Below are 24,336 nucleotides of genomic sequence, written 5' to 3'. Positions count from 1 at the left end.
GGCTTTCCGTCAGGCCCGCACATAGCGCTGACGCAACACATCACTCGACACATCCACCAGCAACACCAACACCAGCATACCGATGATCACCGTGCTGGCCTGGGCCTCCTGGAACAGGCTCAAGGTGGTGTACAGCATCTGCCCCAACCCGCCCGCCCCGACGAACCCGAGCACGCTGGCCATGCGGATGTTGTTCTCCCAGCGGTACAAGCTGTAGGCCAGCAACTGCGGCCACAGGTTGGGCAGGGTACCAAAGCAGAACGCCGCCACTTGGCTGCCCCCCTGCAAACGGATCGCCGCCGCCGGCTCGGGCGGGGCGTTCTCAAGCGCCTCGGCAAACAACCGCCCCAGCACGCCAGCGGTGTGCAACGCCAAAGCCAGGGTACCGGCATTCGGCCCCAGCCCAGCCGCCAGCACAGTCAGCGCTGCCCACACCAGTTCAGGAATGGCACGCAAGGCATTGAGCAGCAAACGCGCGGCCCCTTGCAACGGCCAACCGAAGCGGCCCGCCGCCGGCAGTGCCAGCAACATCCCCAATACCATCGCCAACAAGGTGCCCATGCCAGACATGGCCAGGGTTTCCAGGGCCCCGCGCCACACCGCCTTGAGGTGCCCCGCAGACAGATCCGGCTGCAGGAAGCGCCCGGCGTACTCGCCCATCTGCCCCAGCCCGCCATTGCCGACCAGTGCGTGCAGGTCCAGTTCCAGATACGCGAACGAGGCCACCGCCGCTGCCACCATGGCGCCCAGCAACACCCAATTGATCACCCGGTTCATGCCAGCCTCCAGCGCAGCAGGCGGCTGAGCAGGTCGGCCAGGATCACCAGCAGCAAGAACGTCAACAGCATGCTCGCCACTTGCGCACCCGCAAACATGCGCATCGACAGGTCGATCTGCTGGCCCAGCCCGCCAGCACCGACAAAGCCCATCACCACCGAAGCCCGCACCGCGCACTCCCAGCGGTACACGGTGTACGACACCACTTCGGAGGCAGCATTGGGCAGGATGCCGTAGAAAAACGCCGCCAGCCGGCCACTGCCCACCTGCAACAAGGCATGCGCCGGGCGCTGGTCGACCGACTCGAAGATTTCGGCGTAAACCTTGCCGAGCATGCCACTGTAGGTGATGGCGATAGCCAGTACGCCCGCCGTCGGCCCCAGCCCCACGGCGCGCACGAACAGCAACGCCCAGACGATCTCCGGCACGCTACGCAGGAAAATCAGCAGCCCGCGCACCGGCAGGCGCAACAGTCGCGACCAGAACCCGGCCCGCCCACCGCGTGAAGCAGCACGCAAGGACAAGGCACGGCTGGCCAGCAAGCCAGCCGGGATCGCCAACAACAACGCCAGCGCCATGCCGGCAGTCGCCACGGCCAGCGTCTGCAAGGTGGCTTCATACAGCAGTGCAAGAAAATCGGCATCATGTGCCGGCGGCCAGAAGGCGCTGGTGAAACTGGCAATCTGCTGACGGTTGTCCGCCTGCAACAGCACCCCGGGGTTCAGTTCGCTTGTCTGGATAGCCGGCCACAGTACTGCTACCGCCAACAGGGCCAGCAGCAACCGTGGCAGCAGCGCCGGGTCGCGGGCGTCGGCCTTCAGCATCGCGGAATCTGCACGGTCAGGGTCGGCCCCTGGGTGGGCGGCGGAGCCAGTTGTTCGTTGGCGTATAGCGCGTCCAGCAGTTGCTCGGTGACCGCTTCGGCCGGGCAGTCGAACACAACCTGCCCTTCCCGAATACCAATCACCCGCGGAAAATGCGCCAGCGCCAACTCTACGGCGTGCAGGCTCGCCACCAACGTCACGCCAGTGGCCTGGGCATGGCGATTGAGCAAGGCCAGGCTGTGGTCGGCCAACACCGGGTCCATGGCCGACACCGGTTCGTCGGTCAGCAGCACCTGCGGACGCTGGTACAACGCCCGAGCAATGCCCACCCGCTGCAACTGGCCACCGGACAACTGCCCACACTGCACGAACAGCTTGTCGGCCAGGCCCAGTTCAGCCAACACCTGGCGCGCCCCCGGCACATCGCTGGGATACAGCAGGTTGAGCAAGCCGCGCAGCGTCCCCCACTGCCCCAGGCGACCCGCCAGCACTGCGGTCACCACCCGCTGGCGCGGTGGCAAAGGCGGTGACTGATGCACCAGACCAACCCGCGCACGCAGTCGCTGGCGTGCCCTTGCCGACAGTGCCCAAGGCTGCTCGCCAAGCAACTCCAGGCGCCCACTGCTGGGCTGGATGGCCGTGGCCATCAGGTGCAGCAAGCTGGACTTGCCCGCCCCCGACGGCCCGATGATGGCGACACGCTCGCCCTGCGCGATCCGCAGGCTCACCGCGTCAAGCGCGCGTACCTGGCCATGGCGCAGGCTGGCACCGTGCAGATGGATTGCCGCATTCGAAGCTGTCACTTGAGCAGGCCGGCCTCGCGTGCAGCTTGTTCGGTGCCCTTGTAGTTCTCAGGCTTGGTCTCGATGAAGCGGCTGGCGGCCTGCAGGTCAAGGATCGCCTTGTGCTCCGGGTTGCTCGGGTCGAGGTCCAGGAAGGCTTTCTTGATTTTCTGTTTCAACGCCGGGTCCATGTTGCCGCGCACGGTCCAGTTGTAGTCGAAGTAGGTCGGGGTGGTGGCGAACACCTTCACCTTGGTGGTGTCAACCTTGCCGGCATCCACCAGCTTTTGCCACACGCTGGCGTTCAGCACGCCACCATCGACCTTACCAGCCTGCACCCAGGCCACGGTGGCATCATGGGCGCCAGAATAGGCCACGCGGCTGAAGTACTCTTCAGGCTTGATATTGTCCTGTTTGAGCATGAAGTAACGCGGCATCAGGCTGCCCGAAGTAGACGAAATGGAACCGAAGGCAAACGACTTGCCCTTCAGATCGCTCAGGCTTTTCACGTCGGGGTTGGCGGTGATGAACTTGGAGGTGAACTGTGCGTCCTGCTCACGCTGTACCAGTGGCGTGGCGGTCGGGTCCTTCAGGTGCACCTGAACGAACGTGAAGCCCCCCAGCCAGGCAAGGTCGAGGCGGTCTGCGGCCAGCGACTCGACCACCGCCGGGTAGTCCGCCACGGGTACGAACTTCACTTCCATGCCCAGTTGCTTGGCCAGGTACTCACCCAAAGGCTTGAACTTGCGCTGCAGTTCGGTCGGCGCTTCGTCGGGGATGGCGCTGACCCGCAGGGTTTCTGCGGCCTGAACGACAGCGGCACAGCAAGACAGCACGAGGCCGGCGGCGAGCGCCAGGGGGCGGTTGAGCATGGGTGTTCTCCGGTTCAATAGCGGGGAAGTGCCGACACATTTGCCGACACCGGGAATTATAAGAGGCAAGGGCCTAAAGGCCAGCTTTGCTACAATCGCGCAACAATTTGACCTGCAGAGGTGCATATGAGCGAGCCGATTCGCCTGACCCAGTACAGCCATGGCGCCGGCTGTGGCTGCAAGATCTCCCCCAAGGTGCTGGACGTGATCCTCGCCGAAAGCGGCACCCAGGCCCTGGACCCGAAACTGTGGGTCGGCAATGCCTCGCGCGACGATGCAGCAGTGTACGCGCTGGACGACGAGCGCGGCGTGGTTTCGACCACCGACTTTTTCATGCCGATCGTCGATGACCCTTACGACTTCGGCCGCATTGCCGCCACCAACGCCATCAGCGACATCTATGCCATGGGCGGCGACCCGCTGATGGCCATTGCCATCCTCGGCTGGCCGGTCAACGTGCTGCCGCCGGAAGTCGCCCGCGAAGTCATCCGCGGCGGCCGCGCAGTGTGTGCCGAAGCGGGTATCCCGCTGGCCGGCGGCCACTCGATCGACGCGCCTGAGCCGATCTTTGGCCTGGCCGTCACCGGCGTGGTCAATAAACGCCACCTCAAACGCAACGACACTGCCAACGCGGGCTGCCAGCTGTACCTGACCAAGCCCCTGGGCATCGGCATCCTCACCACCGCCGAAAAGAAGGCCAAGCTGCGCGTGCAAGACCAAGGCCTGGCCCGTGACTGGATGTGCACCCTCAACACGCCCGGCAGCCGCTTCGGCAAGCTGGACGGGGTCAAGGCCATGACCGACGTCACCGGCTTCGGCCTGCTCGGCCACCTGGTCGAGCTGGCCGAAGGCAGCGGCCTCACCGCGCACCTGAACTACGCCGCCGTGCCACGCCTGCCTAGCGTCGACCACTACCTGGCCGAAGGCTGCATCCCCGGTGGAACCCTGCGCAACTACGACAGCTACGGGCACAAGATCGGCGCCCTCAGCGACGACCAGAAGCACCTGCTGTGCGATCCGCAGACCAGCGGTGGCTTGCTGGTTGCTGTTGCCCCGGAGGGTGAAACCGAGTTCCTCGCCGTGGCTGCCGAACTGGGCCTGAAACTGTCTCCGATCGGCAAGCTGGTCGAGCGACAGAGCCATGCGGTCGAGGTAATCTGATGCGCCCCGACTGCACCGACTTCCGTCAGCTGTTCCTCGACGACGTGCCGATGATGGACATGCGCGCCCCCGTCGAATTCGCCAAAGGCGCCTTCCCTGGCGTGGTAAACCTGCCGCTGATGAACGACCAGGAGCGGCAGAAGGTCGGCACCTGCTACAAGCAGCAGGGCCAGGCCGCCGCCATCGCCCTGGGCCACCAGCTGGTCAGTGGCACCACCAAGCAAGCCCGCCTGGAGGCCTGGGCAGCGTTTGCCAAGGCGCACCCTGACGGTTACCTGTACTGCTTCCGTGGCGGCCTGCGTTCGCAGATCGTGCAGGGCTGGCTGCGCGATGAGGCGGGTATTCAGTACCCGCGTGTCAAAGGCGGCTACAAGGCCATGCGTACCTTCCTGCTGGAGACTACCCAGCAAGCGGTGGAGCAATGTGATTTCGTACTGGTCGGTGGACTGACCGGTACCGGCAAGACCGATGTGCTGCACCAGTTGGACAACGTGCTGGACCTTGAGGGCCACGCCAACCATCGCGGCTCCAGTTTCGGCAAGCGCGCCACGGCGCAACCGGCGCAGATCGACTTTGAAAACCAGCTGGCAATCGACGTGCTGAAAAAGCGCGCCCGCGGTATCGGGCAGTTTGTGCTGGAAGATGAAGGCCGCATTGTTGGCAGCTGCACGGTGCCGCTGGAGTTGTACCAAGGCATGCAGCATTACCCGCTGGTGTGGCTTGAAGACAGCTTCACCAACCGCGTGGAGCGCATCCTGCGCGACTACGTGGTCAACCTGAGCGCCGAGTTCAAGGCCGTGCATGGCGAAGAAGACGGCCCCCGGCTGTTTGCCGAGCGCATGCTGCAGAGCATGGCCAACATCTACAAGCGTTTAGGTGGAGAGCGCCATCAGCGCTTGTCCGAGATGCTGCGCGAAGCCTTGGAAGAGCAGCAGCGCAGCGGCGCAGTAGACCTGCACCGGGGCTGGATCGAAGGCTTGCTGAACGAGTACTACGACCCGATGTATGCCTACCAGCGCGCAGCCAAGGCCGAGCGCATCGAGTTTGCCGGGGATGCCGTGGAAGTGCGCGAGTACCTCAAGGCCCGGGCGCTGCGCCAACCGCGTAAATAGAACCAGCACCCTGCAGTGCCCTGTAGGAGCGGGTTCACCCGCGAAGAAGGCAACGCGGAGCATGACACCGGCAAAGCCGGTGTTCGCGGCTGAACCCGCGCCTGCAAATGTGGGCCAATCATGCCTGAACAGGCGCTACTGCCCAGGGCTAAGCACCCGCTCCAGCTCCGCAGCGCGGTCGCGGGTCATGTCCATCATGCAGCTGCCACCTTCCAGCTGCGCCAGGGTTCCACCACTGGCCTGTACATGGAACTGGCAATTGCCATCACGGTAGGCCAGCCACTTGCGCTGCACATCCCGCAGGCTCTTCTGTTGCCCGGCATCCAGCTTGCCCATCAATTGCTTGTACACCCGGTTCAAGCGCTGGTCCTGCACTTGCGTTTCGGCCCCAATGCACGCGCTCATGGCCACGGTGCTGGAGGCCTTGTCCATGCACTGCCCGTAGGCCGCCGTGTAATCGTCCGCCATCGCTACCGGTAGCACGCAGGCCAGTGCCAGGCCTGCCAGGTAATGCTTGATCATGCTAACCCTCCTTGTGGGTATCAAAGCGTCTGCGGCTGCTCCGGAGGCATCAGCACCTTGCCTGGCTCGAAGCGCAGCGAGGGCATTTGCGTCGCTGCATACAACGTTACCCCCAGGGCGGCAATCAAGGCGACATCAAGCCAGTTCCAGCCTGGCATGTCGTCAGCCCTTCGCGCCTTCCAGCAAAACCAGGCTTGCCCCAGGCAAAACACCACCATCGCTACCAGCCACAGGTAGAAGCCAGCACCAAAACCGGTAAGGTCATGAAACTCATAGCTGCGGTTATCCGGCAAGCGGTCGATGCCAAAACTGCTGGCAGCCAGATACGCCGCACCAAGCCCGGCCAGCAAGGCCAGCCAGCGAAACCGCCGATGAGCCAGGATGGCCAGTGCCAGCAGCGGATTGGCAAACCATTGGTACAAGCCGAACGGCATGCCCCATGGCCCGTACAGCAGCATCTGCAGGGCCGGCATATGACGCTCGCCGCTCATCAGCGCACCATCGAAGAACAGGGCGAGCAAATACAGCAGCAGGCTGATACTCAGGTAGAAAGCGGGCAAAGGGGATTCCTGAGAGAAACGGGACAGCCTACGACCTTAACCCAGGCCCTGCCCCGCTTCCAAACCCTCAATAGGTGCCGCGCAGGGTCACCATGAAGTTGCGTGGTTCACCATAGTAGTTGCCATAGGTCGAAGTACCCACAGTTTCGTAGTACTTCTTGTCGAACAGGTTGTTGCCGTTGAGCGTGACGTTCCAGTGATCATCGACACGGTATTCGACCAACGCGTTCCAGATCGCATAGCCGCTCTGGTCGAAGTCGAACGGTACGTTTCGCTCAACCAGCGCGCCGCTGCTGTCGTAGCGATTCACTGTACCGCTCATGTACGTGGCGCTTTGCACCTGCACGCCGCCGCCGACCTTGAAGTCGCTGAGGATACCCGGCAGCTGGTAGGTGCTGTACAGCTTGAACAGGTGCTTTGGCATCACCGTGCTCAGCGGTGCATCGGCGCTGCGGTTACGGTTCAGGTTGAAGGTGTAGCCCCCCACCAGCATCCAGTCCGGCAGCAGCTCGCCAGACAGCTCCATGTCGATGCCCTTGCTCACCACCTTACCGTTGGACACATAGCAGCAGCTGCCCGAGAAGCCGGCGTTGGTGGCCAGGAAGTTCGGGTCTTGCACCGCTTCGTTTTCGCGGGTGCTGTAGTACAGCGCCACGCTGGCGTTGAGTGCGCCGTTGAACAACTCACCCTTGAGGCCGGTTTCGTAGGTTTTGCCGGTCATGGGCTCAAGCGGCGAACCGCTTTGCGCAGGGCCGCTGATTCGGCTGGACTGCGGTTTGTAGATTTCCGAATAGCTGGCGTATGTCGACCATTGATCGTCAAGGTCGTAGACCAGGCCACCGAACGGGGTGACCTTCGTGCCTATACGCTGCTCCGGGCTGGAGATACTTGCTGGCGAGGTCAGGTTGTTGGTGTAGGTCTGCCAAAAGTGGAAACGCTGTGCACGCGCCCCGACAATCAGGTGCAGGGGTTCGGCCAGCTGCAAACGCAGGCTGCCGTACAGGCCGTACTGGCGTTGCGAGTTGGGGCTGTAGTCGCGCTTGTAGTCACGCCCGTTGCCGGGGTCGTCGAACGCCGAGCTGTCGGGGTCGAACACGTTGGCCGGCGCGCCCGAGGCGGCATAAGGCGCAGTGCCCAGCCACCGGCTGTCGATCTTCTGGTAGTCGGCACCGACGACCACTTCATGGTCCAGACCAAAGGCCTGGAAGTTGCCAGAGACGTTACCGTCATACAGGTGCTGCTCGTTCTCCTGGCGGGTCGAGGTGCCGTACCAGGTCGCCCCGGTATTGGTCACCGGGTCTACTGCATTCAGGGTGGTCGCCGTCTTGAACAGCCCAAGGTCCCAAGTGTTGGTGTAGCTGAGGTTGAGCTTCCAGTCGTCGTTGAATCGGTGGTCCACCTTGGCGAAGTACTCGCGCGCGGTGGCGTCGAGGTAGGCCCAATTCTTGGTCAGGCCGGTATGCCGTGGCAGGTTCAGGTCAGCACCATTGCTGTAGCGCGGCACCGCACTGTTGCTGCCAGTTTCGTGGGATTTGTTGTAGCGAGCGCCGAAGGTGAGCATGGTGTCGTCCGTAACGTCCGCCTCCAGCACGCCATACACCAACGGCCGCTCGGTGGCGCGGTTGTCGGTGAAATACTGGCGATCGGTGTTGGACATCACCAGGCGACCGCGCACGCGGCCATCCCAGCCCAGCGGGCCGGACAGGTCGAACTCCTGGCGATAGTTGTCCCAGCTACCGGCCGACAGGGTCAGCTTCAGCTGGTTAAAGGAAGTCGGCCGCTTGCGCACCATGTTGATGATGCCACCCGGGTCACCCGAGCCACCATACAACGCAGCAGTACCACGCAGTACCTCGATGTGGTCGAACTCGGCCAGTTCGAAGATGTTCGACGAATAGAACGAACCCATGGCGGTGCCCAGCGCCTGCGGTGCGGCGCCGTCGATCTGCAGGTTCTGGATACTGAAACCACGCGAGAGGAAGTCCTGGGTGCGGAAGGTGGTGCTCTGGGTGACGATGCCCGGCGTCACTTTCATCGCCTGGTTGATGTCGGTCAGTTGCTGGTCTTCAATCAGCTGGCGAGTCACGGTCGACACCGATTGCGGCGTCTGGCGCAAGCTGGTCGGGGTCTTGGAGCCAACGCTGATCAGGCCCGGTGCGTAGGAGCCGGTGTTCTCGGTACTCTGGCCCATGCCCTGCCCGGCTACTGTGGTCACGCCAAGTTCCATCGCCTCACTGCTCACCGCCGCTTGCGGCTCGGCCACCAGCCGGTAGCCGTTATCGCTACGCTCTACCCGGTAGCCACTGCCGGCCAGCAGCACGGCGAAACCGCTGTCCACCGAATACAGGCCATGCAGGCCGTTGCTTTGCAGGCCGGCCAGTGCTTCAGGGGTGAAGGCCAGCGACACGGCGGCTTGCTGGGCATAGCTACCAAGCGCCTGGGCCAGGTTGCCGGCGGGCACGTCGAAGCTACGGCGGGCGGCCTCCTCGGCGACGGCCGGCAGGGCCGCAACGGATAGGGCCAGCCCGGCGCAGGACAGGCGCAAGGCCAGGGCTAGCGGGCTGAGGACGGGGTGGCCAGGGAATCGGCGCATGGTGGATCGGCTCCTTGTTCTTGATCGGTTGGCCTCTTCTCTGACGGGCCACTGCGCAGAAGCGGAACCACCTGGATCAATTTTCTCGTGAGACGGGCTCGACCGTGGTCCACCAGCGGCCAACGCCGCCGATACGAATCGGCAGCGCCTCGGCCAGCAGGCGCAGGGCTCTTTCGCTGTCATCCAGCGGCAGTACCGCCGACACCTTGATCGCCTGCATTGCCTGGCGGTCGAAGCGCAGCACGCCACGGCGTTGCTCGGCCAAGGCATCGAGCACCTGGTCGAGCGGTACGCCGTTGGCCACCAACTGGTGATGCTGCCAGGCCCGATCGACCCGCGCCGGGTCGATGGCCGGCAACGGGCCAAGCCCGTCACGCGCCACCCATGCCCGCTCGCCCGGGCCCACGACCAACTGATCGCCGGACACGGCAGTGCGCGCCTCGACCCGGGACTCAAGCATGGTCAGCTCGCTGCGAGCGTGGCCTTGGCTGACCACGAAGCGCGTACCCAGGGCCTTGAAGCTGCCTTCGTCGGTCTGTATCACGAAGGGTCGCGTTGGGTCATGGCTGACATCCACCAGCACCTGGCCATGCAGCAGGCGGATGCGCCGCTCGCCAGTGCTGAACTCGACATCCACTGCAGAGTTGCCGGCCAAGGTCAGCTGCGAGCCATCTGCCAGGGTTTGGCTGCGCCACTCCGCCGGCGCGGTATGCAAGTCGGCCAGCCAGTCGCGCGGCGTTCCACCGGAAAGGCTCAGTGTGCCCAGCAAGGAGATTGCCAGGGCCAAACCGAGCAAAGTGCGCCGTGCGCCCGAGCCTGGAGCCGAAACCTGTACGCCGGCGCGCAGCCCCGCGCCCACCGGCCCGCGTTGCTCGCGCAGTGCCTGCACCTGGCTGATCACCCCTTGCATGCGGCGCAAGGTGGCGCCGTGGCGTGGGTCGGCCTGCAGCCAGGCGTCGAACTCACGCGCCTCGTCGGCATCCAGTTCACCCTCGCCCAGGCACAGGGCCCATTCGGCAGCTTCCTGTTCGATACGCGAGGGATTCACGGTTCGGCAATGTCCAGCGTGCGGTGGCAATGGATCAGGGCCTGGGCCAGGTACTTGCGCACCATCCGCGGGGAAATGTGCAGGCGTTTGGCAATCTGAGGCTGGGTCAGGTCGTCCAGGTAGTAACCGACGAAGGCCTCGCGGGCATTCACGTGCAGGCCTTCCAGCAGAAAAGCGATCTGCTCCAGCGCTTCGAGGGTGATGAGGATGCTTTCGGGCGACTGGTGCCCCTCCAGCACCTCGGCAGCCAAGGCAAGTTCGCTGAGGTAGGCCTCTTCGATTTGCTGTCGGCGCACCCGGTCGATCAACAGGCGGCGTGCAGTGGTACTGAGGTAGGCGCGTGGCTCGCGCATGCCCAGCAAGGCATCACGCGAGGCCAGAATGCGCACGAAGGTGTCCTGGGCCAGATCGGCTGCGCTGTGCGAACAACGCAGCTTGCGACGTAGCCAGCTGAAAAGCCAGCCATGGTGCTCGCTGTACAGCTGTTCAAGCGGGTACGGGCTCGGTGAGTCGGCTACGGGCATGGGGCACCGGGACACAAGTGAGAATTGTTCCCGAATAGTAGCTATTCGCCGTAAGACTATGCAACAGGTGGTTCGAGCAACAAGCCGTAGATGCCAGAGTCGGACAGCTCACCCGCCACGCACCAGCGCGCCCGCAAGGTGCCTTCCAGCACAAAACCCTGGCGCTCCAGGGTGCGTGCCGAGCCTTGGTTGCGCGGATCGATTTCGCCTTCCAGACGGCGCATGTGCAGGGTGTGGGCGAGGTAGTCGATGAAGCAGGTGAGTGCTTCGTCCATGTAGCCCCTGCCCTGCACGGCGCTAGCCAGGCAGTAGCCGATTTCGCCACGGCGGGAAATGTCGTCGATGTTGAACAGCTGGACCATGCCGATCAGTTCGCCGTTGTCGCGGCGGTACATGCCGAGCTTGAGTTGGTCGCCATTGGCATAGGCTTCGCGGTCGGCGGCCAGAGCGCTTTCGGCCTCGGCCAGGTCTTGCCAGGGTGCATGGTGCCAATAGCGCATGACCTCGGGGTCGGCCATGATCGCCAGCCACTGCGCGGCATCGGCATGGCGCATGGGGCGCAGTTGCAGGCGTGGGCTGTCGAGGCAGAGGTCACTGGGGAAACTGCGGGGTGGGGTCACGCCGGATCTCCTGTCCATTGCTGGGGAGATGACAGTTTAACGTCAAGTGCAGGGTTCAGGCATCTCGGGCTGCTTTGCAGCCCGTCGCCGGCAGGTTCACCACAGGCCAGGAGCCTTGCACGCTACCTGTGGGAGCGGCCTTGCGTCGCGAAAGGGCTGCAAAGCAGCCCTGGCAATTCTCGCGGTGCCGCTGATGCCTGGGGCCGCTGTGCGGCCCTTTCGCGACGCAAGGCTCCACATCGACCGAGTCAGGCTGATTGATACCTCAGGCCACCTCAGCCCCATCATCCGGCCAATGCGGCTCGTTGGCCTCTGGCGGGGTCAGCGGCGGCAAACCATACGCCGCCCGCGCATCATCACAGCTCGGGTTATGCACCCCACCCTCCCACGACGCATCAAACTCGCGGCACGGGCTGGAACGGTTGGCGTAAATCGTACAAGCCACCTCTTTACCGATCTCGCCCTCAAGGCTGACGCAGCGGCAGGGCTTGGCATCGGTGCCGATCATGGCAACGCGCGTGGGGTTGATCTGTACCACCAGGTCGTCCGGCACTACGCCCCCGGCAGACTGGCATTCGCCCCAGAAGAAGGACACACGGAAGTACCCGCAGCAGGCGCCGCAGTCAAGGCAAGGGTTATATTCAGACATGATGTCACGGAGGGAAGGTGGTTGTTATCGGGGCTGGCCCGCGGCGCCATTTTTAATCCAACCAGGGGCCGCTGGATAGAGGGGGAATGCAAAAAAAATTGCCGCTGATCCGGCCACTGAACAAGGGCGACCAGTGCCTTCACCGGCCGCCCCCTTTCAGCTAGCAGATGGGCTGGTAGGTTTCAGCGTCCCAGCGTTGTAAACCCAGGCCTGCGCTCGGCTTGTAGTTACCTCCCTGTACCTTGCTGAACTGCGTATGCACCTCCCCACAATGCACCAGACGATCATTCTTATCGCCCTCGGTGACTACCGTGTAGGACTTACTGCGCATGGCCTGATACTGCCTGTCGGCAGCCGCCATGACCTGGTGATACTTCATCAACTGGCTGCTGCTCAAGGCCAGACGTTTGTCCAGGCGCACGCCCCAGCGGGTCAGGCAAACCTCGGCAAAGTGGCGAACGATCAGCCCAGGTTCGATCAGCACCTTGCCATCGCCTGCGCCATCAGCCGAGGCGTTGCCCACCAGCGTGGCATGGCGGCCCGGCATCGGGTAAACGCATATCCGTGTCCCTTTGGCGACCGAAGGGATCACGCAGGCAAAACCTTTGGAGCGTTCATCCCTCGAGTAGAAGCCTACGTACTCTTTGACGTTATCCGCCAGCGTTACGCGTTCGGCTTGCACGTTACCGACGCCAGGCACCGGGTCGATGGCAAATATGTTCACCGGTATGCCCCGCAATACCGGGTCTTGCGCCATGGCATTGGCCAGCATGTGGCAGCTGATCCCTCCCCTGCTCCAGCCCACCAGGTTGACCTGGGTTGGCAGGCGCGGTTTGCGGAACATGCTGATGATGCGCTCCTGCAGTTCCTGCGGGGTCGGGTGGCGATCGCCATAGTCGTAGGTTCGCCATAACCATGAGGCGGAGGAAGACACGTCCGGAATGGGCACGCCGGCAGCTTTCAGCCGCTCGTATTCTTGCTCACTGAGTTTGGTGCGCCGCCAACTGCTTTCGCCTTTGATGACCTGCAGCACATGGTTGACGTTCTCCTCCCAGCCGCGACCAAACAGCTGGCCGGTCCAGTTGAAATAGCCGCCGGGTTCGACGAACAGGTTGTCATCCTGAAGGTTGCCGCTGCCTGGGCCGTCGACGGCGATCCAGTGGGCAAATTCCCGGCTCTGGTCGTTGCTGGCCAGGGTCGAGACCAGCTCGCCATTCCAGAAGTTGGGATTGGCGTCGTCGAAACGGTGCGAGCCAGTGCCGCAGAAGTAGGCGGTGAAGACACTCATGGGGGGATCTCTTTGGTGAGAAATGAGTGCTGACGGTAGGCGTAGGGGTAACCAGAAGGCAGGCGGAAAGCTCACCCAAGAGGCAGTTGGGGCTGCTTCGCAGCCCCAATGGGCTTACTTGCGAGCCAAGCCATCAGCCCGGAACATTTGCCGGATCCCGCGGATGGCCTGGCGAATACGGTCCTGGTTCTCGATCAACGCAAAGCGCACATGGTCGTCCCCATAGTCACCAAAACCGATCCCCGGCGACACGCAGACCTTGGCCTCGGCCAACAGCTTCTTGGAGAACTCCAGCGAACCCAGGTGCGCATACTCCGGCGGGATCTTTGCCCACACGTACATCGACGCCTTGGGGTTCTCGACCATCCAGCCCAGTTCGTGCAGCCCTTTGACCAGCAGGTTGCGACGCTGGCGATACTGCTCGGCAATGTCGCGCACGCACTGTTGGTCGCCTTCCAGCGCGGCAATGGCTGCAACCTGTAGCGGGGTGAAGGTGCCATAGTCGTGGTAGCTCTTGATCCGCGCAAGGGCGTTGACCAGCTCGGGGTTGCCGACCATGAAGCCGATGCGCCAGCCGGCCATGTTGTAGCTCTTGGACAGGGTGAAGAACTCCACCGCAATGTCCTTGGCACCCGGCACCTGCATGATCGACGGGGCTTTCCAGCCGTCGTAAACGATATCGGCATAGGCCAGGTCATGCACCACCAGTACGTTGTACTGCTTGGCCAGGGCCACCACGCGCTCGAAGAAGTCCAGCTCCACGCACTGCGCGGTCGGGTTGGACGGGAAGCCCAGGATCATCATCTTCGGCTTGGGGATGGACTCGCGAATGGCCCGCTCAAGCTCGTTGAAGAAGTCCACACCCGGCACCAGCGGCACCGAACGCACCTGGGCACCGGCGATCACTGCGCCGTAGATGTGGATCGGGTAGCTGGGGTTGGGCACCAGCACCGTATCGCCCTGGTCGAGGGTGGCCAGCATCAGGTGGGCCAGGCCCTCTTTCGAGCCGATGGTAACGATGGCTTCGCTTTCCGGGTCGATGTCGACCTCGTAGCGGTCCTTGTACCAGTTGGAGATGGCCCGGCGCAGGCGCGGGATGCCGCGCGAGGTGGAGTAGCCGTGGGTGTCTTCACGCTGGGCGACCTGTACCAGCTTCTCGACGATGTGCGGCGGGGTGGCGCCATCGGGGTTGCCCATGCTCAGGTCGATGATGTCCTCGCCACGACGGCGGGCAGCCATCTTGAGCTCGGCGGTGATGTTGAAGACGTAGGGGGGGAGACGATCGATGCGCGCAAAGCGGCGCGGCGAACCTGGGTTGGCCATGGCTTCCTCTGAGTACGTAAGCGCCCGGAACCGTCCGAGCGACGTTGGCCGATGCGGCGGCCTGGATCAGAAGATAGTGCCGGAACAGGATCCTTGTAAAGGATAATTTCCTGTTTTGTTAGAACTTTTCAGATCTATTGTTTGAAAATCAGAGATTTATATTTTCCTGTGCCGGCCTCTTCGCGGGTAAACCCGCTCCTACAGGAACCTTGCAGGAGCGGGTTTACCCGCGAAGAGGCCGGCACAGGAAAAATACCCAAAAAAAACCCCGGCACAGAGGCCGGGGCTTTCGTGAAACAGGCAGCAGTTTCAGCGTGCGTAGGTCATCAGCACATCCGCAGCAGTCTGGCTGTCCACACCCATCATCACGCTCAGGGCAGTGACGGTGAGGATGGAGAAGCCGAACACCTTGCGGGCCCACTTGCTGTCGTCCTCGGCCTTGTAACCACCCCAGGCCATGTACAGCCAGTACAGGCCCATGGCAGCAGCCACGGCCAGGTAGCCGAGGCCGGCGTAACCGCCGAGGGTAAGCATCAGGGTGGCGAGCACGAAGGCCAGCACGTACAGCACGATCTGCTTTTTCGCCGCGAGGATGCCACGTGCCACCGGCAGGACCGGAATGTTGGCAGCGCTGTAATCCTTGAAGCGGAAGATCGCGATGGCAAAGCTGTGCGGCATCTGCCAAAGGCTGAACATCACCAGCAGGGTTACCGCAGCCAGGTCGAAGCTGTTGCTCACGGCGCAGTAGCCGATCACCGGAGGCATGGCACCCGACAGGCTGCCGACCAAGGTGCCGTGCACCGATTTACGCTTCAGCCACAGGCTGTAGAAGCCGACGTAGACGACAAAGCCAATCAGTGCGCAGAACGCAGACAGCGGGTTGGCCTGGACATACAGCAGGCTGAAACCCGCCACCCCGAGCAGGGTGGCGTAGATCAGCGCGAGGGGCAGCGACATGCCGCCCTGAACCATGACACGGTTCTTGGTGCGCTCCATCTTATGGTCGATGTCACGGTCGATGCAGTTGTTGAACACGCATCCGGACGCAACCACCAGCGAAGTACCGATCACCACCGCCAGGAACAGGGCGAAATCCACATGGCCCTTCGAGGCAAGGAAGAAACCGCCTGCCACGGAAAGCACGTTACCGAAAATGATCCCCGGTTTGGTGATTTGGATAAAGTGCTTAACGGACATGCAGTCTTACCTCACTTGGCCAACATTTCGAAGTGGATGCTGAACATGATCCACAGCGACAGGCCGACAAGCAGAGCGATCACCAGGGTGGTGAACAGGAACGTCGAAACGTTGTTGCGTTGCTCTTTCGAGCGGTCCATGTGCAGGAAGTAAACCAGGTGAACAACTACCTGGATCACGGCCATGGCAACAATGATCAGAACGGTCAGGTTCTTCGGCAGGCTGGCAGTCATGGCCAGGCCGAACGGGATCGCAGTCAGGATGATCGACAGTACAAAACCGATCATGTACGACTTGACGCTGCCGTGATTACCTTCGTGATGAGTGTCGTGTGCGTTAGCCATTACAGAACCCCCAGCAGGTAAACGACGGTGAATACGCAGATCCAGACCACGTCCAGGAAGTGCCAGAACAGGCTCAGGCAGCTCATGCGGGTCTTGGCGGTCGGCGTGATGCCGTGCTTGTTGATCTGGTACATCATGATTGCCATCCAGATCAGACCAGCAGTCACGTGCAGACCGTGGGTACCTACCAGGGCGAAGAAGCCCGACAGGAAGCCACTGCGCTGCGGGCCGAAGCCCTCGCTGATCAGGTGATGGAACTCATAGATTTCCATCGCGATGAAGCCTGCACCGAACAGGAAGGTCACAGCCAACCAGCCCAGTACGCCCGCTTTCTTGCCATCGAACATCTTCAGCATGGCGAAGCCGAAGGTGATCGAGGACAGCAGCAGGAACAGCGTTTCAACAGCTACGAAATCGAGCTGGAAGATGTCATGACCCGACGGGCCGCCGGCAAAACTGCCGGACAGCACCGCGTAGGTGGCGAAGAGCGACGCAAACAGGATGCAGTCGGTCATCAGGTACAGCCAGAAGCCCAGTACGGTCATCTGGCCCGAGTCGTGGTGGTGGTCGTCATGCCCATGGTCGTGACCATGAGCAGCGCCGCCGTGCATTACTTGACTGGACATTGATTACACCCGCTCAAACGATTCGACACGTGCGCCGGCAGGCAGAGCACCTGCTTTGGCCAGCGCTTTCATACGCTCGCCTTCGATGCGCGCCACTTCTTCGGCCGGAACCATGTAGCCCTGGTCGTCACGTGCAGCGTGGCGAACGAAGACAGCGATGGTTGCAACCAGGCTCGCGCCCACCAGCCACCAGATGTGCCAGATGAAGGCGAAGCCGAAGACGGTCAGGAACAGGCCCATGAACAGACCGGTAGCAGTGTTGCTCGGCATGTGGATGGCTTCGTACTTGGCCGGGGCCTTGTACGCAACGCCCGCTTCCTTGGCTTCGTGCCAGCAGTCCAGGCCAACTTTCTCAGGCATGTGAGCGAAGTTGTAGAACGGAGGTGGCGAAGAAGTCGACCATTCCAGGGTACGGCCGCCCCATGGGTCGCCGGTCACGTCCAGGTTCTGGTTGCGGTCGCGGACCGAAACGAAGATCTGGATCAGCTGGCAAGCGATACCGAACAGGATCAGCACGGCGCCGACAACGGCTACGTACAGGTAGGGTTCCCACAGTGGGTTGTCGGAGTGGTTCAGACGACGGGTCATGCCCATGAAGCCCAGGGCGTACAGCGGCATGAACGCAACGTAGAAGCCCGACAGCCAGAACCAGAAGGCAGCTTTGCCCCACTTCTCGTTCAGGGTGAAGCCGAAGGCTTTCGGGAACCAGAAGGCGAAACCGGCGATGTAGCCGAATACCGCGCCACCGATGATCACGTTGTGGAAGTGCGCAATTACGAACAGGCTGTTGTGCAGGACGAAGTCAGCACCCGGAACGGCCAGCAGTACGCCGGTCATGCCACCGATGGAGAAGGTGACCATGAAGCCCAGGGTCCAGAGCATCGGTGCGGTGAAGCGCACACGGCCTTGGTACATGGTGAACAGCCAGTTGAACAGCTTCACACCGGTCGGAATGGAGATCAGCATCGTCGCCAGGCCGAAGAAGGTGTTGACGCTGGCGCCGGCACCCATGGTGAAGAAGTGGTGCAGCCATACAGCAAAGCCGAGGATGGCGATCGCGCCCGATGCGTAAATCATCGAGTGGTGGCCGAACAGGCGTTTGCCAGAGAACGTCGAAGTGACTTCCGAGAACACGCCGAAGGCCGGCAGGATCAGGATGTAAACCTCAGGGTGACCCCACGCCCAGAACAGGTTGACGTACATCATCGGGTTCCCACCAAGCTCGTTGGTGAAGATGTGGAAGTCCAGATAACGGTCAACAGTCAGCAGAGCGAGTGCAGCAGTCAGGATCGGGAACGAAGCGACGATCAGTACGTTGGCCCAGGTGCAGGTCCAGGTGAAGATCGGCATGTCCATCAGTTTCATGCCAGGTGCGCGCATCTTCATCACGGTGACGAGGAAGTTCACGCCGGTAAGCGTCGTACCCAATCCGGATAGCTGTAGCGCCCAGATGTAGTAGTCGACACCCACCCCAGGGCTGTACTGAATGCCCGCGAGCGGCGGATAGGCAACCCAGCCGGTCTTGGCGAATTCACCAACGCCCAGCGAGATGTTGACCAGCAGCACGCCTGCCAGCAGCAGGTAGAAGCTCAGGGAGTTCAGGAACGGGAAGGCAACGTCACGTGCACCGATCTGCAGAGGAACCGCCAGGTTCATCAGGCCGGTGAAGAACGGCATCGCCATGAAGATGATCATGATCACACCGTGAGCGGTGAAGATCTGGTCATAGTGTTCAGGCGGCAGATAGCCTTCGGAGCCGCCGGTTGCGGCAGCCAGCTGGGTACGCATCATGATGGCGTCGGCAAAGCCACGCAGCAGCATGACCATCGCGACGATGATGTACATCACGCCGATCTTTTTGTGGTCGACAGTAGTCAGCCACTCGCTCCACAAGTAGGTCCACTTGCGGAAATAGGTGATAAGACCGACGACAGCGATACCGCCGAGCGCGATCATGGCAAGCGTCACCATGACTATCGGCTCGTGATAGGGTATCGCCTCCAGGCTTAATTTACCGAACATCTCTTACTCCTCTGCACCGGCAGCTGGTTGCATACTCGATTCCACACCCTTGGTTGTGGCCAGATCTTTGCTGCCTGCTTCTTCGTGGCTACGACCGCGGTTCATGCCTTCGTACTTGTCGACGATCAGCTGGAACTGCTCAGGCGAAGCCTCGCTATACAGCGCGACCGGGTTGTTTTCGCTTGGTTTGGCCAAGGCGTCGTATTCGGCCTTGTCCAGCTTCTTCGGCGACTGCTTGACCTCAGCGACCCACTTGTCGAAGTCTTCCTGAGAGGTGGCAGTAGCCTTGAATTTCATGCCGGTGAAGCCAGCACCGCTGTAGTTGGCGCTGATACCGTCGAACTCGCCATTTTCGTTGGCGATCAGGTGCAGCTTGGTGGTCATGCCGGCCATGGCGTAGATCTGGCCGCCCAGGCCCGGGATGAAGAACGAGTTCATCACGGCGTCGGAAGTGACGCGGAAGTTGACCGGAGTGTTAGCCGGGAAGACGATCTTGTTGACCGTGGCAATGCCCTGCTCCGGGTAGATGAACAGCCACTTCCAGTCCAGCGCGACCACGTCGATCTGAATCGGCTTAACGTCCGAATCCAGCGGACGATAAGGGTCCAGCTTGTGGGTGGAGTGGTAGGTGACGTAACCCAGGGCGATGATGATCAGGATCGGGATGATCCATACCGCGGCCTCGATCTTGGTCGAGTGCGACCAGTCAGGGGTGTAAGTGGCTGCCTTGTTGGAAGCACGGTACTTCCAGGCGAACGCCAGGGTCATGATGATCACAGGGATTACCACCAGCAGCATCAGGCCGGTAGCGATCAGGATCAGGTTCTTTTGCTCAATGCCGACCTGGCCCTTCGGGTCGAGCAGGGTCCAGTTGCACCCACTGAGTAAAAGCATGCCTAAAAAGGGCAATATGCCAAACAGTCTGGGGTAACGCTTTTTACTCATCTCACGACCTCTAGATCAGCTTGCTTCAATGCAATTTGTGTTTTGGTAGCCAACACTTCGTCCTGCCAAGTGAGGCATTTCGCGCCCGTACTCGCTCCTGCCTGGGGTCCGACTGCAGGACCTTGGCTTCAAGCGGGTTAGCGGTGCTTATGGTTTCGTAGGCAACAGGCCTGTACTTCAGACCAAGTCCATTTGGTGCGGGAAAACGCGGAGGGGTGTCCGCCCGGTATCGCCGTTGGGCGAAACTTGACGAAGTCAGCAAAAAGGAGCGCTGGGGCTTCCTTCAATCCTGCGACTCGCAAGCAGTGCCGAACGGAAATTGGGGGCGATTGTAGATAGGTCGCCAACCCTTGACTATGACTTATTGAGCAACAGTCTTTTACAGAATCCGTAACAATGCTGCTCAATAATTCAACTTCGCGACAGTTTGTCGCACCCCGCTTGCTAGGCCTCAAAGCCGCATTCTGCAAGGCCTGTGGGTTGATCTGGATCAAGCGGTGCGCAACTTTTCCCTCTTCTCATGCGGTGCAAAAGACCCCATGCAATTCGGGACTTTTGTCTAAGCCTGGCGTCGATTGCGGTAGATACCGAGCGGGACGAGGACGGCGGTCAGCACGAACGCCACAAGTGCCCATTGCGCCAGCGACAGGCCGAGGATCGGCGGATACGGCGTGCTGCAGAAGCCGTCGACCTGAAACGCCAGTGGCCACAGCTTTGCCAGTGGCAGGTCATCCACGATCGGCTGCAGGGTATCGATACCGCAACTGACCATGGGGTTGGCGAGTATATACACATGGTTGCCAGCCGCAACGATTCCGCCAATTGCACTGAGCACCACCAATGCCTCGAAGAAGGTCAGGCTGCGGCGCCCAGGCATCGCCGCAGCGATGAAGGCAAACACGGCAATGAACAGCAACGCATAACGCTGCAGGATGCACAACGGGCAAGGTGCCTCGCCTAGCACCACCTGCATGTAGAGGGCGCCGCCGATCAGTGAAAGGCAGATCAGCCCCAACAGCACCAGAAAGCGCCGTTCCCGATTCAGGCGCGATGTTTGTTCGTTCATTGCCGGTTCCTTCGATGGATAGTGGCAGCGTGGTCCGCCTGCCTGGGCGCAAGTCTACACGCTGGGCATGGCCTGTGAGCATGCCGAGGGAGCGTCGCGGAAGCACTGCGCAGGGCTATCCAGTGTGACTGAGACCGGCCGCAACGACGTCGGTTCAACGCCGGGCGGCAAAAAAACGGCTGCCCAGGTGCCGCGCAGGGGCAAGCCCCTCGACACCCGGGAGTGAAGGATACCGTGATTAAAGGATGATTAAGGATGAAAGCGCAGCGCCCGGTTTCATCTTTCCTTTATATATAGGCAGAAAGGTGTGCTGCAGCGGGGGGACGAGTACTTTATAAGCCTGTACCGGCCCCTTCGCGGGTAAACCCGCTCCTACAGAGACGGCACCCCATTCAAGACCGGTGCAATACCTGTGGGAGCGGGCGTGCCCGCGAAGAGGCCGGCACAGGCGCTATATCACTCCAGCGCTGCCGCCGGCCCGAAGAACTCGTAGCGGCTCTGCTGCTCCGGCACCCCCAGGCCCTTCAGCTGGCGTTTGACCGCCGCCATGAAGCCCTTGGGCCCGAGGAAGTAGGCGTCCACGTCACGCTCCTGCGGCAGCCACTCGGCAAGCAGGTCTTCACTGAGCAAACCCACGGCGTCGGCCGCAGCGCCACCTTCCGGCTCGGCATAGCAGTAGAAGCGCTTGAGCTGTGGATGGCGCGCCGCCAGGCCATCGATCCAGTCCCGGAAGGCATGCACCGCGCCGTTACGCGCACAGTGGATGAAATGCACCTCGCGCCGGGTTTGCAGTGCTGCCTGCAGCATCGCCAGGGTCGGGGTAATGCCCACCCCTCCGCTGATCAGCACCAGCGGCTTGTCGCTGGCTGCCAGGGTGAAGTCACCCGCAGGCGGGAACAGTTTCAGGGTATCGCCCACCACCAGCTCATCGTGCAGGTAGTTGGAGACCTTGCCGCCCGCCTCGCGCTTGACGCTAATGCGGTATTCCTTGCCGTCGCACAGCGCCGACAGGGAATAGTTGCGGCGCTGCTCGGCACCGTCAATGTCAAGTTTCAGACCGATGTACTGGCCAGGTTCTGCCTTGAGCACCGGCATGCCATCCACCGGGGCGAAGTAGAACGAAACGATCTCGCTGCTTTCCTGCTCGCGGCGTACCAGGCGGAATTCACGGGTACCGCGCCAGCCACCCTCGGCCTCTTCCTTCTCTTTATAGAGGTTTTCTTCAGCGCCAATCAGAATGTCGGCCAGCTGGCCATAGGCCGCGCCCCACGCGTCGATCACCGCAGGGGTGGCAATGTCCTTGCCCAGCACTTCCTCGATGGCGCGCAGCAGGCAGCTTCCGACAATCGGGTAGTGCTCCGGCAGAATCTGCAGGGCAACATGCTTGTTGATGATCTGCCCGACCAGGCCGCCCAGTTGCTCCAGCTGGTCGATATGGCGGGCATACATCAACACGCCGTTAGCCAGCGCACGCGGCTGATCGCCACTGGCCTGGTGGGCCTGGTTGAACAGCGGCCGTACCTCGGGGTATTCGCTGAGCATCATCTTGTAGAAGTGGGTGGTCAGCGCTTCGCCGCCGCTTTCCAGCAGAGGTACAGTGGCCTTGATGATTGCACGTTGTTCGGCATTGAGCATTGCAACGACTCCTGAGCCTGTGGCTTCAAATGACTGCCCCTGCCATTACAGCAATCGTGCCAACTTTTATCGCCAGCAAAATCAGGGGTTTGATGCAGGTCATGTCAAAACGACCCACCCCTGCGTATAGTCATATCGACCCATAGGAGTCTATATGACTACAAAACCACTGCTCACCACCCTGCTGCCTCTGGTCAGCGACCTGTCCCGCGATTTGCCCGACCAGGAACGCTACCGCCGCCTGTTGCAAGCCATGCGCGGCCTGCTGCCGTGCGATGCTGCAGCACTGCTGCGACTGGATGGTGAATGGCTGGTGCCGCTGGCAGTGGATGGCCTTAGCCCCGACACCCTCGGCCGGCGCTTTCGGGTCAGCGAGCACCCGCGTTTCCAGATACTGCTCAGCCGCCCGGAACCCACCCGTTTCGCCAGCGACTCCGAACTACCCGACCCCTACGATGGTTTGGTCAATGCCCCCGATGCCGACCTTGAAGTGCACGACTGCATGGGCTGCCCGTTGATGGTCGATGAGCGCCCATGGGGCCTGGTCACCCTCGACGCCCTCACCCCCGGGCAGTTCCAGAGCCTGGAGCTGGATGCCCTGCAGGCCTTTGCCAGCCTGGCTGCCGCCACCGTTACCGTGGCCGAGCGTATCGAGCACCTGGCCCTGCGCGCCGAAGACGAACACCATCGCGCCGAGCTCTACCGTCAGGCCAGCGGCCAGGATAGAGAGCTGATTGGCCAGAGCCCCGCGCACAAACGCCTGGTGGAGGAAATTCGTCTGGTCGGCAGCAGCGACCTGACCGTGCTGATCACCGGCGAAACCGGGGTTGGCAAGGAGCTGGTTGCCCAGGCCCTGCACCAGGCCAGTAACCGCGCCGACAAGCCGCTGGTCAGCCTCAACTGCGCCGCCCTGCCCGACACCTTGGTGGAAAGCGAACTGTTCGGTCATGTGCGCGGCGCCTTCACCGGCGCGCATGGCGAGCGCCGCGGCAAGTTCGAACTGGCCAACGGCGGCACGCTGTTCCTCGACGAAGTGGGCGAACTGCCGCTGACAGTGCAGGCGAAACTGCTACGCGTGCTGCAAAGCGGTCAGCTGCAGCGCCTGGGTTCGGACCGCGAGCACCGGGTGGACGTGCGCCTGATCGCCGCTACCAACCGCGACCTCGCTGCCGAGGTGCGTACGGGCAACTTTCGCGCCGACTTCTATCACCGCCTCAGCGTTTACCCGCTGCACGTGCCACCTTTGCGCGAACGTGGGCGAGACGTGCTGCTATTGGCGGGCTACTTCCTCGAACAGAACCGTTCACGGCTGGGCCTGAACAGCCTGCGCCTGAGCCATGAGGCCCAAGCCGCGTTGATCGCCTACGACTGGCCAGGCAACGTGCGCGAACTGGAACACCTGATCGGCCGCTCGGCACTCAAGGCGCTGGGCCAGCACCCTGATCGGCCACGTATCCTCACCCTCGAAGCCATCGACCTGGACCTGCGTGTGTCGGCAACCACGCCAGGCACGCTGCCCTCCCCTGCTGCACCGCTGCAAGTGGTCACCACGCCTGAAGGCGGCTTGCGTGAAGCCGTCGATATTTACCAGCGACAGGTGATCGAAGCCTGCCTGCAGCGGCATCAGGACAACTGGGCAGCAGCGGCCCGCGAACTCGGTCTGGACCGCGCAAACCTGAGCCGTTTGGCCCGCAGGCTAGGGCTTCGCTGAGGCTTTTCTACCAAAGGATTAACCCAGAAAGCCATCTGGTTGCTTCCCCACCGGCTGCTATATCTCCCTAACCACCCGTTTGTCGACTGCCTGGTCGAAGCTGTGCGTAAAACCCCTGAAAGGGCTCTGTTACGC

23 protein-coding genes are annotated in these 24,336 nt (G+C 62.1%); 3 read left to right on the top strand and 20 right to left on the bottom strand.

What is annotated here, in order from left to right; translation table 11 throughout:
• Positions 1 to 9: 9 nt before the first annotated feature.
• Genes phnE through ACZ889_RS08290 form a run of 4 tightly spaced genes read right to left on the bottom strand, consistent with a single transcriptional unit; the run spans position 10 to position 3,255 of the window.
• Complete coding sequence (gene phnE, locus ACZ889_RS08305) at positions 10 to 777, bottom strand: phosphonate ABC transporter, permease protein PhnE (protein ID WP_014861461.1); 768 nt, start codon at positions 775 to 777, stop codon at positions 10 to 12.
• Positions 774 to 1,601 carry a PhnE/PtxC family ABC transporter permease gene (locus ACZ889_RS08300; RefSeq protein WP_180688824.1) on the bottom strand — a complete coding sequence of 276 codons (828 nt, stop codon included), beginning with the start codon at positions 1,599 to 1,601 and terminating at the stop codon, positions 774 to 776. The genes phnE and ACZ889_RS08300 overlap by 4 nt, the downstream gene beginning before the upstream one ends.
• Complete coding sequence (locus ACZ889_RS08295; RefSeq protein WP_019438899.1) at positions 1,595 to 2,404, bottom strand: phosphonate ABC transporter ATP-binding protein; 810 nt, start codon at positions 2,402 to 2,404, stop codon at positions 1,595 to 1,597. The genes ACZ889_RS08300 and ACZ889_RS08295 overlap by 7 nt, the downstream gene beginning before the upstream one ends.
• Complete coding sequence (locus ACZ889_RS08290) at positions 2,401 to 3,255, bottom strand: putative selenate ABC transporter substrate-binding protein (protein ID WP_010952054.1); 855 nt, start codon at positions 3,253 to 3,255, stop codon at positions 2,401 to 2,403. The genes ACZ889_RS08295 and ACZ889_RS08290 overlap by 4 nt, the downstream gene beginning before the upstream one ends.
• A 126-nt stretch (positions 3,256 to 3,381) precedes the next feature.
• Here ACZ889_RS08290 and selD point away from each other — a divergent pair, with 126 nt between their 5' ends.
• The gene (gene selD, locus ACZ889_RS08285) at positions 3,382 to 4,416 is read left to right on the top strand and encodes a selenide, water dikinase SelD (protein WP_180688825.1); all 1,035 of its coding nucleotides are present in this window, start codon (positions 3,382 to 3,384) and stop codon (positions 4,414 to 4,416) included.
• Positions 4,416 to 5,528, top strand: coding sequence for a tRNA 2-selenouridine(34) synthase MnmH (mnmH, locus tag ACZ889_RS08280; RefSeq protein WP_014755375.1), 1,113 nt, complete (start codon positions 4,416 to 4,418; stop codon positions 5,526 to 5,528). Before selD ends, mnmH begins: the two co-directional genes overlap by 1 nt.
• Before the next feature lie 135 nt (positions 5,529 to 5,663).
• Here mnmH and ACZ889_RS08275 read toward each other — a convergent pair whose 3' ends face one another.
• The 16 genes from ACZ889_RS08275 to hmpA all read right to left on the bottom strand — a co-directional run bounded on the left by ACZ889_RS08275 (position 5,664) and on the right by hmpA (position 22,490).
• Positions 5,664 to 6,050 (bottom strand): lysozyme inhibitor LprI family protein, encoded by a 387-nt coding sequence (locus ACZ889_RS08275; protein WP_003248584.1) that lies wholly within the window; start codon positions 6,048 to 6,050, stop codon positions 5,664 to 5,666.
• Positions 6,051 to 6,070: 20 nt separating this feature from the next.
• Positions 6,071 to 6,610: a hypothetical protein gene (locus ACZ889_RS08270; protein ID WP_047603271.1), complete on the bottom strand. Its 540-nt coding sequence runs from the start codon at positions 6,608 to 6,610 to the stop codon at positions 6,071 to 6,073.
• Between the two features lie 67 nt (positions 6,611 to 6,677).
• Positions 6,678 to 9,203: a TonB-dependent siderophore receptor gene (locus tag ACZ889_RS08265; protein WP_476257307.1), complete on the bottom strand. Its 2,526-nt coding sequence runs from the start codon at positions 9,201 to 9,203 to the stop codon at positions 6,678 to 6,680.
• 76 nt (positions 9,204 to 9,279) lie between these two features.
• Positions 9,280 to 10,251, bottom strand: a complete 972-nt coding sequence (locus ACZ889_RS08260; protein WP_476257306.1) for a FecR family protein — start codon at positions 10,249 to 10,251, stop codon at positions 9,280 to 9,282.
• Entirely contained in the window at positions 10,248 to 10,775 is a 528-nt protein-coding gene (locus ACZ889_RS08255) for a sigma-70 family RNA polymerase sigma factor (RefSeq protein ID WP_180688830.1), read from the bottom strand. Before ACZ889_RS08255 ends, ACZ889_RS08260 begins: the two co-directional genes overlap by 4 nt.
• A 56-nt stretch (positions 10,776 to 10,831) precedes the next feature.
• Positions 10,832 to 11,395 carry a GNAT family N-acetyltransferase gene (locus ACZ889_RS08250; protein ID WP_003248588.1) on the bottom strand — a complete coding sequence of 188 codons (564 nt, stop codon included), beginning with the start codon at positions 11,393 to 11,395 and terminating at the stop codon, positions 10,832 to 10,834.
• A 265-nt stretch (positions 11,396 to 11,660) separates the two neighbouring features.
• Positions 11,661 to 12,044: a YkgJ family cysteine cluster protein gene (locus ACZ889_RS08245; RefSeq protein WP_180688831.1), complete on the bottom strand. Its 384-nt coding sequence runs from the start codon at positions 12,042 to 12,044 to the stop codon at positions 11,661 to 11,663.
• Between the two features lie 160 nt (positions 12,045 to 12,204).
• A complete protein-coding gene (locus ACZ889_RS08240) occupies positions 12,205 to 13,332 on the bottom strand; it encodes a PH domain-containing protein (protein WP_230064862.1) in 1,128 nt (375 codons plus the stop codon).
• Positions 13,333 to 13,446: 114 nt separating this feature from the next.
• A complete protein-coding gene (alaC, locus tag ACZ889_RS08235) occupies positions 13,447 to 14,655 on the bottom strand; it encodes an alanine transaminase (RefSeq protein ID WP_014861452.1) in 1,209 nt (402 codons plus the stop codon).
• A gap of 309 nt (positions 14,656 to 14,964) precedes the next feature.
• Positions 14,965 to 15,852: a heme o synthase gene (gene cyoE / locus ACZ889_RS08230; protein ID WP_003248596.1), complete on the bottom strand. Its 888-nt coding sequence runs from the start codon at positions 15,850 to 15,852 to the stop codon at positions 14,965 to 14,967.
• 11 nt (positions 15,853 to 15,863) lie between these two features.
• On the bottom strand, positions 15,864 to 16,196 hold the full coding sequence (cyoD, locus tag ACZ889_RS08225; protein WP_003248599.1) for a cytochrome o ubiquinol oxidase subunit IV: 333 nt from the start codon (positions 16,194 to 16,196) through the stop codon (positions 15,864 to 15,866).
• Positions 16,196 to 16,822 carry a cytochrome o ubiquinol oxidase subunit III gene (cyoC, locus tag ACZ889_RS08220; protein ID WP_012051225.1) on the bottom strand — a complete coding sequence of 209 codons (627 nt, stop codon included), beginning with the start codon at positions 16,820 to 16,822 and terminating at the stop codon, positions 16,196 to 16,198. Before cyoC ends, cyoD begins: the two co-directional genes overlap by 1 nt.
• A 3-nt stretch (positions 16,823 to 16,825) precedes the next feature.
• The gene (gene cyoB, locus ACZ889_RS08215; protein ID WP_003248603.1) at positions 16,826 to 18,844 is read right to left on the bottom strand and encodes a cytochrome o ubiquinol oxidase subunit I; all 2,019 of its coding nucleotides are present in this window, start codon (positions 18,842 to 18,844) and stop codon (positions 16,826 to 16,828) included.
• 3 nt (positions 18,845 to 18,847) lie between these two features.
• Positions 18,848 to 19,789: a ubiquinol oxidase subunit II gene (gene cyoA / locus ACZ889_RS08210; RefSeq protein WP_003248605.1), complete on the bottom strand. Its 942-nt coding sequence runs from the start codon at positions 19,787 to 19,789 to the stop codon at positions 18,848 to 18,850.
• 559 nt (positions 19,790 to 20,348) lie between these two features.
• Entirely contained in the window at positions 20,349 to 20,855 is a 507-nt protein-coding gene (locus ACZ889_RS08205; protein WP_003248609.1) for a disulfide bond formation protein B, read from the bottom strand.
• A gap of 456 nt (positions 20,856 to 21,311) precedes the next feature.
• Positions 21,312 to 22,490 carry an NO-inducible flavohemoprotein gene (gene hmpA, locus ACZ889_RS08200; protein ID WP_012051223.1) on the bottom strand — a complete coding sequence of 393 codons (1,179 nt, stop codon included), beginning with the start codon at positions 22,488 to 22,490 and terminating at the stop codon, positions 21,312 to 21,314.
• A gap of 154 nt (positions 22,491 to 22,644) precedes the next feature.
• Here hmpA and norR point away from each other — a divergent pair, with 154 nt between their 5' ends.
• Positions 22,645 to 24,201 (top strand): nitric oxide reductase transcriptional regulator NorR, encoded by a 1,557-nt coding sequence (norR, locus tag ACZ889_RS08195; RefSeq protein WP_476257305.1) that lies wholly within the window; start codon positions 22,645 to 22,647, stop codon positions 24,199 to 24,201.
• Positions 24,202 to 24,336: the final 135 nt, after the last annotated feature.

Source organism: Pseudomonas sp. TE3895, from assembly GCF_056278855.1.
Note: the sequence above shows the minus strand (reverse complement) of the source record. Positions and strands in the feature narration are given on the sequence as shown.

Excerpts from the sequence above, each read along its gene's own strand:
- phnE (WP_014861461.1), bottom strand. The coding sequence starts at position 777 with ATGAACCGGGTGATCAATTGGGTGTTGCTGGGCGCCATGGTGGCAGCG.
- ACZ889_RS08265 (WP_476257307.1), bottom strand. The coding sequence starts at position 9,203 with ATGCGCCGATTCCCTGGCCACCCCGTCCTCAGCCCGCTAGCCCTGGCC.
- norR (WP_476257305.1), top strand. The coding sequence starts at position 22,645 with ATGACTACAAAACCACTGCTCACCACCCTGCTGCCTCTGGTCAGCGAC.
- cyoE (WP_003248596.1), bottom strand. The coding sequence starts at position 15,852 with ATGTCCGTTAAGCACTTTATCCAAATCACCAAACCGGGGATCATTTTC.
- cyoC (WP_012051225.1), bottom strand. The coding sequence starts at position 16,822 with ATGTCCAGTCAAGTAATGCACGGCGGCGCTGCTCATGGTCACGACCAT.
- cyoA (WP_003248605.1), bottom strand. The coding sequence starts at position 19,789 with ATGAGTAAAAAGCGTTACCCCAGACTGTTTGGCATATTGCCCTTTTTA.
- cyoB (WP_003248603.1), bottom strand. The coding sequence starts at position 18,844 with ATGTTCGGTAAATTAAGCCTGGAGGCGATACCCTATCACGAGCCGATA.
- hmpA (WP_012051223.1), bottom strand. The coding sequence starts at position 22,490 with ATGCTCAATGCCGAACAACGTGCAATCATCAAGGCCACTGTACCTCTG.
- selD (WP_180688825.1), top strand. The coding sequence starts at position 3,382 with ATGAGCGAGCCGATTCGCCTGACCCAGTACAGCCATGGCGCCGGCTGT.
- alaC (WP_014861452.1), bottom strand. The coding sequence starts at position 14,655 with ATGGCCAACCCAGGTTCGCCGCGCCGCTTTGCGCGCATCGATCGTCTC.
- ACZ889_RS08245 (WP_180688831.1), bottom strand. The coding sequence starts at position 12,044 with ATGTCTGAATATAACCCTTGCCTTGACTGCGGCGCCTGCTGCGGGTAC.
- ACZ889_RS08240 (WP_230064862.1), bottom strand. The coding sequence starts at position 13,332 with ATGAGTGTCTTCACCGCCTACTTCTGCGGCACTGGCTCGCACCGTTTC.
- cyoD (WP_003248599.1), bottom strand. The coding sequence starts at position 16,196 with ATGGCTAACGCACACGACACTCATCACGAAGGTAATCACGGCAGCGTC.
- mnmH (WP_014755375.1), top strand. The coding sequence starts at position 4,416 with ATGCGCCCCGACTGCACCGACTTCCGTCAGCTGTTCCTCGACGACGTG.
- ACZ889_RS08205 (WP_003248609.1), bottom strand. The coding sequence starts at position 20,855 with ATGAACGAACAAACATCGCGCCTGAATCGGGAACGGCGCTTTCTGGTG.
- ACZ889_RS08275 (WP_003248584.1), bottom strand. The coding sequence starts at position 6,050 with ATGATCAAGCATTACCTGGCAGGCCTGGCACTGGCCTGCGTGCTACCG.
- ACZ889_RS08290 (WP_010952054.1), bottom strand. The coding sequence starts at position 3,255 with ATGCTCAACCGCCCCCTGGCGCTCGCCGCCGGCCTCGTGCTGTCTTGC.
- ACZ889_RS08300 (WP_180688824.1), bottom strand. The coding sequence starts at position 1,601 with ATGCTGAAGGCCGACGCCCGCGACCCGGCGCTGCTGCCACGGTTGCTG.
- ACZ889_RS08255 (WP_180688830.1), bottom strand. The coding sequence starts at position 10,775 with ATGCCCGTAGCCGACTCACCGAGCCCGTACCCGCTTGAACAGCTGTAC.